The organism is Fluviicola sp. (genome assembly GCF_030151805.1).
Lineage (GTDB): Bacteria > Bacteroidota > Bacteroidia > Flavobacteriales_D > Crocinitomicaceae > Fluviicola.
In genome coordinates, this window is record NZ_JASLCN010000505.1 from 1 (window position 1) to 11377 (window position 11377).

General features: G+C 36.7%; 14 protein-coding genes. 8 read left to right on the forward strand and 6 right to left on the reverse strand.

Going from position 1 to position 11377, the window contains the following annotated elements; all coding sequences use genetic code 11:
- Positions 1–584 precede the first annotated feature (584 nt).
- The 4 genes from Q1V93_RS19080 to Q1V93_RS19095 all read left to right on the forward strand — a co-directional run bounded on the left by Q1V93_RS19080 (position 585) and on the right by Q1V93_RS19095 (position 1977).
- Positions 585–782, forward strand: coding sequence for a hypothetical protein (locus Q1V93_RS19080; protein WP_300667034.1), 198 nt, complete (start codon positions 585–587; stop codon positions 780–782).
- A 246-nt stretch (positions 783–1028) separates the two neighbouring features.
- The gene (locus tag Q1V93_RS19085) at positions 1029–1256 is read left to right on the forward strand and encodes a hypothetical protein (RefSeq protein WP_300667036.1); all 228 of its coding nucleotides are present in this window, start codon (positions 1029–1031) and stop codon (positions 1254–1256) included.
- Positions 1216–1692 (forward strand): hypothetical protein, encoded by a 477-nt coding sequence (locus Q1V93_RS19090; RefSeq protein ID WP_300667038.1) that lies wholly within the window; start codon positions 1216–1218, stop codon positions 1690–1692. The genes Q1V93_RS19085 and Q1V93_RS19090 overlap by 41 nt, the downstream gene beginning before the upstream one ends.
- Positions 1693–1767: 75 nt before the next feature.
- Entirely contained in the window at positions 1768–1977 is a 210-nt protein-coding gene (locus tag Q1V93_RS19095; RefSeq protein WP_300667040.1) for a hypothetical protein, read from the forward strand.
- A 440-nt stretch (positions 1978–2417) separates the two neighbouring features.
- On the opposite strand, the gene Q1V93_RS19100 is transcribed toward Q1V93_RS19095, so the two are convergent.
- The 3 genes from Q1V93_RS19100 to Q1V93_RS19110 form a co-directional block, all read right to left on the reverse strand.
- Entirely contained in the window at positions 2418–2777 is a 360-nt protein-coding gene (locus tag Q1V93_RS19100; protein WP_300667042.1) for a hypothetical protein, read from the reverse strand.
- 193 nt (positions 2778–2970) lie between these two features.
- On the reverse strand, positions 2971–3357 hold the full coding sequence (locus Q1V93_RS19105; protein WP_300667044.1) for a hypothetical protein: 387 nt from the start codon (positions 3355–3357) through the stop codon (positions 2971–2973).
- A gap of 221 nt (positions 3358–3578) precedes the next feature.
- On the reverse strand, positions 3579–3980 hold the full coding sequence (locus Q1V93_RS19110; protein ID WP_300667046.1) for a hypothetical protein: 402 nt from the start codon (positions 3978–3980) through the stop codon (positions 3579–3581).
- 95 nt (positions 3981–4075) lie between these two features.
- On the opposite strand from Q1V93_RS19110, the gene Q1V93_RS19115 reads away from it, so the two are divergent.
- The gene (locus Q1V93_RS19115) at positions 4076–4297 is read left to right on the forward strand and encodes a helix-turn-helix transcriptional regulator (protein ID WP_300667048.1); all 222 of its coding nucleotides are present in this window, start codon (positions 4076–4078) and stop codon (positions 4295–4297) included.
- Here the strand turns inward: Q1V93_RS19115 and Q1V93_RS19120 are convergent, their stop codons facing one another.
- Positions 4298–5395 (reverse strand): ISAs1 family transposase, encoded by a 1098-nt coding sequence (locus Q1V93_RS19120; protein ID WP_300667050.1) that lies wholly within the window; start codon positions 5393–5395, stop codon positions 4298–4300.
- A gap of 346 nt (positions 5396–5741) precedes the next feature.
- On the opposite strand from Q1V93_RS19120, the gene Q1V93_RS19125 reads away from it, so the two are divergent.
- Positions 5742–5921: a hypothetical protein gene (locus Q1V93_RS19125; RefSeq protein ID WP_300667052.1), complete on the forward strand. Its 180-nt coding sequence runs from the start codon at positions 5742–5744 to the stop codon at positions 5919–5921.
- Here the strand turns inward: Q1V93_RS19125 and Q1V93_RS19130 are convergent.
- Both Q1V93_RS19130 and Q1V93_RS19135 read right to left on the reverse strand, forming a co-directional pair.
- A complete protein-coding gene (locus tag Q1V93_RS19130) occupies positions 5914–6126 on the reverse strand; it encodes a hypothetical protein (protein WP_300667054.1) in 213 nt (70 codons plus the stop codon). The two genes, Q1V93_RS19125 and Q1V93_RS19130, sit on opposite strands and share 8 nt — an antisense overlap.
- A gap of 303 nt (positions 6127–6429) precedes the next feature.
- Positions 6430–6657 (reverse strand): hypothetical protein, encoded by a 228-nt coding sequence (locus Q1V93_RS19135; protein WP_300667056.1) that lies wholly within the window; start codon positions 6655–6657, stop codon positions 6430–6432.
- Between the two features lie 1109 nt (positions 6658–7766).
- Between Q1V93_RS19135 and Q1V93_RS19140 the strand changes: the two genes are divergently transcribed.
- Positions 7767–8192: a hypothetical protein gene (locus Q1V93_RS19140; RefSeq protein ID WP_300667058.1), complete on the forward strand. Its 426-nt coding sequence runs from the start codon at positions 7767–7769 to the stop codon at positions 8190–8192.
- 44 nt (positions 8193–8236) lie between these two features.
- A complete protein-coding gene (locus tag Q1V93_RS19145; RefSeq protein WP_300667060.1) occupies positions 8237–11113 on the forward strand; it encodes a PKD domain-containing protein in 2877 nt (958 codons plus the stop codon).
- The last annotated feature ends 264 nt before the right edge of the window (positions 11114–11377 follow it).

Below are 11377 nucleotides of genomic sequence, written 5' to 3' on the forward strand. Positions count from 1 at the left end.
GGGGCCAAAAACGGCTGAAACGCCCTAAAACCGCATGTTAATTCTATAACATTTTAATACTGTATCTCACGGCAAACGCATCTAAAATTTTGCACAATTATGGATAAATATGGGAAGGAGAGAATGCATTCTAAATACAGAACAGATTAATAAACTAAGGGAGATAATATTGACACTAGGTTCAGAATTAATAGATAAAGGAAACACGCCATATCAATGGTCTGAAGAATTAAGAACTCAATATGAATCAGCTTTAGAAATTTTTGATTCTTATTTAGATTGACGATTGTAGGGGCTTTTATTAACTGGCTTCAATGATAGCCCTAAATTAGCGACTTTAGCTCGTATGGAATTTTCACTTCTATTAAGTTTGTAAGCGATTAGTTTGGTTGGGGTGTTACCTTTAATTAACTCCTTAAGGGTTGAAATATCTTCGTTAGACCAAGGTTTATTATTGTTAGAGGGAACTTTCTTAATCATGTTCAAATAAATAGTGGAATAATAAAAAACAAACATAATAAATTAGTGGTAGACATGCAATTACCTAATGTGTTGCAGTTCTCCCACGGCAAATGCATCAAAAAATGGAAAATTATGGATTAGTAAAAAGAGGCTTTAATTCAGAGGAATTGGACTCATCTTATGAAACTTCCCAAAAGGTTTTAATGACCCTTCGGAGTCAACCAGATAAACAACAGCATGATAGGGAAGATGAAAGTTCAGAAGAGGCTCATCTACATGTTGGGGGACTGGAAAAATATAGTCAAATTCACAATTCGTAAATTTAAAAATAAATTTAGAAGGTGAATTTTCTATAACTTGATAGACAAAAGAGTAAGGCTCGCTAATTAAGAGCCACTCCCAATTAACAGCCTCTTCTAAATCCTTAAAAATTATGGCTAAAATTGTAGAGTTGTCAGTCTTGTCGTACAATCTGTAGAAATCTATAAAAGAAAAACTTGTAGGAAATGTGGTTCGCATAATTTATAGTAAACAGTGAATTTTAGTAAGAAACAAAAATAATAAAAATGAGAGTAGTTCTCTCACGGCAAATGCATCAAAAAATGAGGAAAGTAGAAGTTTTAGAGACAATTGTTATAAATGGAAAAGTATATCCAAAAAAACAGAAAATAACTTTCATAGATGAACCTAAACCAAATCTAGGACTAGAAAAAACAATTAGGAATCAGTATATTGCAGAGAAAATTTTCTCTGATGAGTACTATACTACCTTACGATTATCAAAAGAAGGATAACAAATTTCATTTTGTCACTGATAATACTTGTGTATATGATATTCATGTAAAGCATTCGGACAACTTTTTTCAAGAGTACTGCTCAAGTTGTAAGGATATTTTTGAAATTTTTGTTGAATGCCCAAGTCATTCCTGCCCGAAATTCGATTCAAGAGTCGGTGCAACAATATCTAGCATAGTACAAGGCATTCTCTCTGATTCTTGTAATGGAGTTATGTATAAAGTTTATAAAGGCGACGAAAAACACCCTAACAGAGAGGCAAAATTTGAACGGTGGTTAGAAATATACGATGTTGAAGAGAACATTGATGTAATAGCTCAACAAATATGTTCAGATGAGTGTGACACTTTCTATTTACTGACAGATAAAGGATGCTCCAACTATGAAAATCTAGTAGAAGACTTTACTTTTAAGTGCAGTGCTTGTGGAGATTGACTTTAAAAACCAGATATATGAAATATAAATTATTAACCGCCTACACGGCAAATACATCAAAAAATTTGGACAAGTATGAGAGTATTGGATACAACAAAATTAGAGAACTTGCTAAAACAAGTCTCAGAAGAAATGGTTGGCCTTTTTAAAGAGGGATATGAAGTAAAAGTATCACTCCCATTCAATAAAGATGATGGATGCAGTTTAGCCGTTTATGAATACACTCACATAATGAAATCAAGGGGTGGAACTTATGGGATTATTAATCCTCCAAATCAAGATTAAGTCCTAGTTTTTGAGCAAGTTTTCTTATAAGATACTCAGGCTGTGTAAAGTCTGTTGCGCCAACTACTATTTTACAATCTGTACACCGAATAAACCAAATATTAAACGCGGAGTGAGTAGGTGTTTCTTGAACCATTTCAAAATTGGTAAGTTCACATTTAGGGCATTTCGATCCTGAGTAATTGTTCATAGAATAGTGAATTAATGTTTAATTGTTATTTGTAAATATACGAATGAGAGAGGAATATAAACCAGTATTATATGAAAGATGTCTTTCCATGAGAGGTGTTAAGGATAGATACCCAAATATGACTTCCGTATTACTTTCCTCAACTCCAATTTCACCAGAATATAAGTTTGATCAAGAGTATTTCGTACTATTAGATCGAGCCAGTCATTTGATTTTATCATTGGACAAATCGATTGAGGAAGTGAAACTATTACTTGGATTTCCTGCCGATTATCCCAGCAATACCCCTTAACTCCCTAACATACTCATTTTTTAAGGCACTACTTTCTAAAAATAATTCAAGGTATAGATTTAAAGGTTTACTATGTGCACTAGAAATATACATAGAGTTTTCATAGTCCCCTTTAAATTCAATTTCATAAATAGTTTCTCCAGTTGAAATACAGGATAACACTTTTTCTTTATTGTAATAATGATCAATTCTTAGGGTGTCATTCTTTAGAAAGTGAAGTATTTCATCAAAATGTTGCTCGACTAGGTATGTAATTGTGTTATCAGTTGTATCTATCTCGATTCCACAAAAATAATCTTGTAAGTTTTCAGTGTTCATAGTGTTTTGAATTGTAAATGTAAGGGTTAATTCTGAATTCCGTTCTCGTCTCTAGTTTGTCCACATGATTCCTGCGCCTCTTCTAAAGATTGCCCATCCTTTACAGACTCTCTGACACAGTAGTCATAACCGCCTTCGGCACAAGATGAGATTAAAAGAGAAATTAGAGATAATAAAAGTATTGTTTTCATTTTTACCATGACATCATACTGTTTTTATGTTTTATGTAGAAATCCTGGACTTGAATCCAAATTTGACTGTTAGAGAGATCATATTTACATGCATCTACTAACCATTGATGAACCTGATTATAATAGAGGGATAAATTTTGAGGAACACCATCTTCATATTTATCGGTTTTCATTTTGTAAATATCTGACAGGATATATAGCATTGTTATTACTTCATTGACTCTGCTATCATACAACTTCTGTTTCTGTTCTAATCCATGAAGCAATAATTCTTTATTTGATGACTGATAAACCGAACCATTGTAATTTGCAGGAATTCTATTTGATTGCGAAAAGGATGATCCATTTGAGATAATAAGGATTGTAATGATGAGAGATAGCTTTTTCATGACCATGTTATTTTTCAATTAAACAAGCAGTATACCCTTTCCCCTTAGCATCGGATAAAGTAGTTTGCTGAATTGTGTGGGTACATTTTTGTAATCCTCTACAATTTTTATTGAGATGGTATTTCTTCGCATTAGGACTAACGCAGATATAAACTGTTGATTGAATAGAACTCGTAAAACTAAATAGGATTACAGAGCTAATTAAGATTAGATTTTTCATATCACCACTCAATATTAATATATTCTTGATTTTCGCTAGAGATGTTTGAAATTGTCAATGAACCTTCCGCCACTTGATCTCCTCTTTTTCCCTTTTTAGATTGATATACCCTGAAGTTTAACTTATCTCCCTCTGTTTGATGTTGAGGTGCTGATGGATTATCTCCTTGTGAATATGGCGTACAAACAAGTTCGAGTCTAAATTTTCTTATGGCACTAATAACGGCTTCACCATTATTTAAGGAGAGAGTGCTGTAAGCCTCAGTTCCGAACCTATATGTAATTCTTAGATCATCCGCATAATCGCTTCCTGAAACAGCAATGATATAATTAGCTTCTTTTTTCTCTTTGTTGCATGAGAACAGAAGTAATGGGAGTAGTGGGATAAATAGTAAGAATCTCATAGTGATTGAATTTGATTTCCACAAACATAGGAATTTTTATTAAAACAGAACATATATGTTCGGAACAATTCTTTTGATGGCAGGTAAATTAGTCTATGAACGAGTCTGAATTCATTAAGATTATTGGTGATAATATTGTTTCGCGCAGAATTGAATTAGGCATTAAACAGATAGATCTTGCAACTTCCGTCGGAATAGAGGATTCTGCATTGAGAAGAATAGAAAAAGGAAAAACAAATCCAACAGCTAAGACACTTCTTAAAATAGCTGTTGCCTTAGATGTAGAAGTTTCCTACTTGGTTTCTATGAAGAAATAGCTAAATTCCAATAATACTTTCTAAGTAGTCTGTACTCCAAGCAGCTTTTAATCTTTTGGATTTAATCCCCACTTTAGATGAACCTTCTTTTTTAAGCATCTCTAAGGCTATTTTATTAAGAAGCGAGAAATTAATTACAGCATTTTCATTTCTCTTCCTACCCCGGTCTTCCGAGAATGCAACATCTAACATCCAATGCATAGACTCAACCCCCCAATGTGATCGAATAGCACTACCAATGTGCTTTGCATCCGTATCCAAACTTGAGATGTAATAAGATGAGGAAGTTTCAATTTTAGCAGTTGTAATATTTATAGATTCAGATTCAACTCTGATAATGGATTTCAAATTAGCCCACTGTTCGTATTTTCTTAGAAGATCAACCTCATATAATACAGTGATAGTTCTCTTTTCTTCTCTTCCATGATCTTTGTCAATAAATGTATGTTTAGAACCCACTGGAATCATGTTAAATGAGAAATTAATGTCTCTCACCATTTGTCTTCGGTTATTTTTGATTTGCAGGACATAATCAGCTCCCTTTTCTACAATTTTTGAAGCAATATTTGTTTGCGCTCCTAATGCATCCAATGTAACAATCGAACCATCAAGGAATAAAGCGTCGAGTAATTCTGGAATTACATTTAGCTCTCCAATCTTTTTGTTAGTATGGGTTTGAGCAAGGGTTATTCCTGAATTCTTTGACCAGGCACTAACAATATGAACAGCATGTAGATTGTTTCCTTTTGAACCACGAATTGACTTACCATCAATTGAAATTACATCACCAGCCGATTCCTTTTGAAATGTAGCAACCCATTTTCTAAAGCACTCCTCAAACTTAGCTGTGTCCATTGATGAAAAGAAGCGATTGAAAGTATCGTGGGAAGGAACACCGTTAGGCATATCTAAGTATTTAGACAACCATTCTATTTTATTATTCCCAAACTCTTCAATTTCATTCCAAGTCTCAGCTCCACTGATAACCGCAGACAAAGAAATGAAAATGATATTTTCAATTGAATGGAGCTTTGTGCGATTCATACGATGATCTTTTAGCTCATTGAATATAACGCTAAACTTAGATTCTATTTTCATCAACTTAACTTTTACAATATAAAGTTAGCTAATATATTGACTATCAAGTAGTTAATTAACTATATTTTAGCAAATAAGACTTTGTTAATGTACATGTTTGAATAATTAACTTCTCATATATGTGGAATTAATTATATTTGTGACATCTTTTAAATTGAAAAAGCCCCACTCATAAGAACAGGGCTTCAAAATATTCGTTTGGTGACGATAAGTTAACTGGGCACATCATTAGAGATGCAAGTTAACAACAGGGGCTTCATTTAGTCCCTGTTTTCATTTTACAAAGTTACAAACCTTTTTACAGTTTATTATCATATTCACTACTCACTTAAAAATTCACTGAATTATGACACCACAAGAATACTCTGATTTAAAATTTAGATTCGAAGAATTAACAGGAAAAAATGCTGAAGATAATCTTGAGGCATTTTTCTCATTTGTAAATACTATGGTTCTAATGGACATGCAAGACATAATGAAGATAATTAGACTTAATTTACCAAAACCTAATGCGGGGCTTAAATGACAATTTTACTTTTAACTTTAATATCTGCCATAGTTTGATAGAGAATTGTTTCAGCATCTTCTACAGATCTCTCTTTAAGTAATTTAATAATTAAGTTTACTATTTTCTGATCCATACTCTCTTCTTGAGGGTAAACGGGCATTCTTTGTTCCATAATTTCATAATTTTTTTGATACGTTATTTTCCATATTTTTATCGCAACCATTAATTCACTATTCTACTATGTATTTCGAGACATTTAAAAAAGAACTTAACAAGAAAGGTTCCGAACACATCATATCTTCCTTAGAGATTTTAGGAGATTTAGATAATCACAATGTTTTCTTAATAAGAAGCGAAGACTTTAGAGTTCAACTGGAAACTCTTTGTAAAGATATACTTACTTCTTTTGGGTCTAAAATAGACACTAGTAAGGTATTCAAACATCCTACTATGCACCATCCTATGAATGGGATAGAACTTCTCAATCTGCATTATTTTACTGTATATCCTATAATTAGAGATGAATTTACCGAGAAGGTGCAGGAATTATACACTCAGAAGTATCCAAATCTTCCGCCGGAAGAGGATAACGAGGCTTAACTTCAACCAAAGCCATAGAATCTAATTGCTTTAATATGCTGTTTATTGTAATAGCCATCCCCATTAGCTGAGTTTCAATAAGACTCTTCTCTTGCCATGTTAAATGCTTTTCCATAATTTTTTGATGCATTTGCCGTGGGAGAACTACTCCCATTTTTTAATATTTTTGTATTAACCATTAATTCACTGAATTATGAAAACCGATTTAGACTTTCAAAACTATTGGAACGACTTTGTGAAATTCAATGAGTATTCACAGGTAAAAATGTACAGAGGTGATAAAGATCATCTACAGTTATTTTATCAATACCTAGTCGCGAGAAGTAATCAAGAATTAAAAGATGAAATCAAAAAACAAACTGGCCTTTTGTCTTCAAAGTAGCCTTCATTTTTAAAGCGTGAAGTATTGAATTGAAGATTGATTCAACTTCGTGGAAAGTTTTCCCATTTAATTTTTCATATAATGGATCAATAATGTCTTTGTCCTTTAAAAGTGAAGGATTATCTTCATATATCTCTTTCATATCTCCCCTGAATTTTAGATGCGTTTGCCGTGTACTGTATCTATACTTGACCCATACTGTATCTATGCTCTATCCGTACTTGACCTGTAGTTGAGTGATTCAAATTCGGTTTTTTGTGATTTTGGAATCCTTTTTTGGGTGGTGTTTTTTTTACAATTGTGTGTATGTCGTTCTCAATACTTCCGACTGAAAAAGTCGGAAACTCGAACGGGCATAGCGGATCGAATGACGTATTCCGACTTGATTCGACGAGCTCATCACAAGTCGCTCAGTACGCTTTTATTACGAATGAATTTGAAGTGTTTTTTTCTCCTGCAGAGGTGTGCAGAAAATGAAAAAGCAGGATCCACTTAACGCTGTGTAGACCTGGGGAATTTTCAAAAATGGCTTAAACTTCCGGACGGGTCAATGCTGCTTCAAACTCATGTAACGCAATGTGAGGGGTATTCCTTTGCGTGTTTTTGGGGAATCAAATTGTTTTTAATTAATAGCGTAGGACTTGTTTTTGTTTGTTTACAAACGTTTTGCGTGTAAAAATAAAAAATGAATTAAAATTTCAATTTGAGTTATTTAATTTTTTTTGACCTGGATTCCGCTAATTTCAAGGGGTGCAAAAACTATATAGGTAGTTTTAGTTCTTTGATTAAGAATTTAACAAAATTGATTTTGATTACCAAAGTGTTAAATATACATTTGGTGCACTTTACGGAACTATAACTTTTACAGAACTACAACATTTATGAAATTACTGCTACTAAGGGTTTCTCTCACCCTTTTGGTTGCGCAGGCGAGTTTTCCGTCATTCGGACAAAGCGTTACGCAACAACTTAACCCCGAAGAAATCGCCAACCGCATTTCTTATGTTTACGGACATGAATTTGTTCTCAATAACCCAACGCTTGTTGCGGCATACGGAGATGTGATGACTCATCGGATTGAATACCGGGTGATTGGACAAACTCCGGATGAAAAATACCCTTTGCTTTCTACCTTTCCCTTATATACGAAAGTAAATGAAACCATTCAGGGGGTGAATGCAGAGAATTTCGATGTAAATGCATTTAACCCGCTGGTTTACATGATCGAGTTTTTTTCTGACAAAGCTCAGCTGATTCGTATTGATAATACGAACTATGTCATGGTTATTCATCCAATAAATTATTAATGAGATTTGTCATGAAGAATAGTTGGATTTCGAACCAAAAAAGTATGCTTCAGAGTTTACTTTTCACCTTGCTGTTTAGCAGTGTTTTGAATAATGTGTGGTCTCAAACAGATGAATGTGCTTCTGCGCCTGGTCTGACAGTAGGCTCATCTTGCTCAACGACTAATTGGACTGTTCCACAGACGTTTACCAATTCTGCAATTGCCTATCCTGCATGTGCGGCGGGTAATTACAGGGATGGCTGGTATTCTTTTATTGCTACTTCAACTACAACAACTGTGAGGGTTGAAAATTTCGATAGACAGATGGCTATGGCCGTTTATTCTGGTTGTAGTGCAGCAAATTTGGTTGCCTGTGCTGATGCTGTTGGAACTCAGGGAGTAGAAACGGCAACATTTACAACAACTGTAGGGACTACTTATCGTGTGAGAATTATTCGTACTAATAATAATGGAGGGAACGATATGACAGGAAATATCTGTGTGTATAGTACGCCTCCGGCTCCGGCGAATGACAATTGTGCTACTGCAACGGTGATCACTCAATCCGGGAGCTGCACTCCGACTTCCGGAACCGTAGCAGGAGCAACAAACTCCGGGATTGCATCGTGTACGGGAACAACGGATGATGACGTCTGGTACACATTTACAGCTACGGCAACAAGCGCAACAATTACAAGAACAACCGGTACCGGTAGTTCCTGGGATTCGGGAGTTGAAATTTTTGCAAGTACGGGAGCAGCTCCGGGTTCATGTATCGGGGCTTCATTGGGGTGCCAGGATGCTGAAAGTGATTTTTTAGTTTCCGGCTTAACGGTTGGTCTTAATTATTACGTACGGATGTATACCTGGAGTTCTGCTTTTACACCTTCGAATCCTGCTTTCACGATTTGTGTGACGGGTCCGCCTGCCGGGTCCATTTATATGCCGTCGAGCGGGAGTGTTTCTGCATGCAGCGGTACTTTTTATGATTCCGGGGGGCCGGGAGATTATACTAACTCAGATACACGGGTGTTTACTATATGTCCGTCAACAGCAGGAGCGAAATTAAAATTGGTATTCAGTGCTTTTCAGACAGAAAGTGTGGATCTCTTGGAGATTTTTGACGGAAATTCAACGGCTGCACCTTCGCTGGGAACTTATTCAGGAGCCACAGGCCCCGGAACAGTTCAGGCAACATCAAGTAACTCAAGCGGTTGTTTAACGTTCCGGTTCACATCTGATTTTTCGCTTGTTTATTCCGGATGGGTTGCTGCTATTTCCTGTGTGATTCCCTGCCAGACGATTACAACGAATATTACTTCTGTTACACCGGCTCCGGGCCCGGGTGGAATTATCCGTCTGTGCCAGGGACAAAGCCTGACTGCAACAGGAACAGGTAACTTTTCATCCAGTGGTGCGGGAGCTACTTATTCCTGGAATTTCGGAAACGGGGTTACTGCTTCCGGAAATTCAACGACGTATACTTATCCTGCGGTGGGAAGTTATTACCTGAATCTGGTTGCTACGGATGCAAACGGTTGTACGAATACCAACTACAACAACCAGGTGGTTCAGGTTTCCACGACTCCTTCTATTACAACTTCTGCAACTCCTTCTACACTATGTACGAATCAATCTTCTGCATTGAATGCGAATGTAGCGATGACAACTTATTCGGTGAATTGTACGCCACCAGTTTCAGGAACTACATTTTTACCTGACGGGTCAGGGGTTTCCTACCAAACTTCCATTACTGCAAATTGTTATAATCCGGCGGCAACAGTGACTTCCGTCAATGACATTTCGAACGTGTGTCTGACCATGGAGCATTCGTACCTGGGAGATTTACAGATCGAATTAATTTGTCCGACGGGGCAGACTATGATCTTAAAATCGTATGCTCAGGATGGATTGGGAACGTATCTCGGAGCTCCGATAGATGATGTAACGAGTGGTCCGGGAACGGGAAGAACCTATTGTTTTACTCCAACTGCAACTGTGTTTTTGGTTGACGGAGCGACTTCTTCTGCCGGTTCCCCCGCCGGTAATTCGGTTGTGGCCGGTGATTACAAACCACTGAGTGGATTTTCCAGTATGATCGGCTGTCCTTTGAACGGAAGCTGGACAATCCGTGTGACAGATAACCTGAATGCGGATGACGGCTATATTTTTAACTGGGACGTGAATTTCAGTTCCGGAATTATAGCGGTTCCTTCTTATACTCCGACGATTGTTTCCCAGGGATGGGTGGCACAAACAACTTTGACAAGTACCGGGGCAACCACGGCCAATGTGGTTCCGACGAACCAGGGTGTTCCGTGTTTTACTTATAGTGTGACGGATAATTTTGGCTGTACGTATACTGCTCCACAGTGTATCACGGTTAATTGCGGGGCTTCTTTGCCGATCGGATTGGTGAGCTTCGATGCTTCTGCAGTAGAGAATACTTCTGTTCAGTTAAACTGGGAAACCAGTTCCGAACAAGACAATGATTATTTCGTGATCGAACGTTCGGCAGATGGTTTTGATGGTTGGGAAGACATTCTGCAGGTTGATGGAGCCGGGAATTCCGAAACTCCGAAAGAGTATACGGCTACAGATGAATTCCCATTGGACGGAGTTTCGTATTACCGCTTAAAACAAGTTGATTTTAACGGACAGCAAAGAATACATGAAACCGAATCTGTGTTTATCGACAACAGCGAAATCAGTGAATTGATTCTTTTCCCGAATCCTGCAACGGACTTACTGACGATCAAGGGGGATTTGGTCTCATTAAGTACCTTTGAGTTATTAAACCCGATGGGGCAAAATGTTCGCCTGAATGTTCATTCGTATAAACAGGATGACGGAACGATGGTTTTGGATGTTTCGACCTTAAAAACAGGGGTTTACCTGGTAAAAAATGGTGCGAAAGTGTATTCTTTCGTGAAACAATAAGAAAATGACTTGTCCCGGAATTTAGGTGGTTTTTGAAATTTCCCGCTGAGGGATGCAGAGGATTGCTGAGTCACGTGTAAAAAGTCTCTCATTTTCTGCTAAGATCTGCCCCCTTCTGCGGGCAATTTCCCATTACATGGCACATCTTGCACGATTGCTTGGTTTCTCTTACTTTTTTCATTGCCAAAAAAGTAAGTAAAAAGGCTAGGCCCGTACTCGAAAACCTGTAAACTACGCCTCATTACGCGAAAGCATTCAAAACTC

Bases quoted from the DNA above. Each gene is read 5' to 3' on its own strand.
- Q1V93_RS19080 (WP_300667034.1), top strand. From the start codon at position 585: ATGGAAAATTATGGATTAGTAAAAAGAGGCTTTAATTCAGAGGAATTG.
- Q1V93_RS19085 (WP_300667036.1), top strand. From the start codon at position 1,029: ATGAGAGTAGTTCTCTCACGGCAAATGCATCAAAAAATGAGGAAAGTA.
- Q1V93_RS19090 (WP_300667038.1), top strand. From the start codon at position 1,216: ATGAGTACTATACTACCTTACGATTATCAAAAGAAGGATAACAAATTT.
- Q1V93_RS19095 (WP_300667040.1), top strand. From the start codon at position 1,768: ATGAGAGTATTGGATACAACAAAATTAGAGAACTTGCTAAAACAAGTC.
- Q1V93_RS19100 (WP_300667042.1), bottom strand. From the start codon at position 2,777: ATGAACACTGAAAACTTACAAGATTATTTTTGTGGAATCGAGATAGAT.
- Q1V93_RS19105 (WP_300667044.1), bottom strand. From the start codon at position 3,357: ATGAAAAAGCTATCTCTCATCATTACAATCCTTATTATCTCAAATGGA.
- Q1V93_RS19110 (WP_300667046.1), bottom strand. From the start codon at position 3,980: ATGAGATTCTTACTATTTATCCCACTACTCCCATTACTTCTGTTCTCA.
- Q1V93_RS19115 (WP_300667048.1), top strand. From the start codon at position 4,076: ATGAACGAGTCTGAATTCATTAAGATTATTGGTGATAATATTGTTTCG.
- Q1V93_RS19120 (WP_300667050.1), bottom strand. From the start codon at position 5,395: ATGAAAATAGAATCTAAGTTTAGCGTTATATTCAATGAGCTAAAAGAT.
- Q1V93_RS19125 (WP_300667052.1), top strand. From the start codon at position 5,742: ATGACACCACAAGAATACTCTGATTTAAAATTTAGATTCGAAGAATTA.
- Q1V93_RS19130 (WP_300667054.1), bottom strand. From the start codon at position 6,126: ATGGTTGCGATAAAAATATGGAAAATAACGTATCAAAAAAATTATGAA.
- Q1V93_RS19135 (WP_300667056.1), bottom strand. From the start codon at position 6,657: ATGGGAGTAGTTCTCCCACGGCAAATGCATCAAAAAATTATGGAAAAG.
- Q1V93_RS19140 (WP_300667058.1), top strand. From the start codon at position 7,767: ATGAAATTACTGCTACTAAGGGTTTCTCTCACCCTTTTGGTTGCGCAG.
- Q1V93_RS19145 (WP_300667060.1), top strand. From the start codon at position 8,237: ATGCTTCAGAGTTTACTTTTCACCTTGCTGTTTAGCAGTGTTTTGAAT.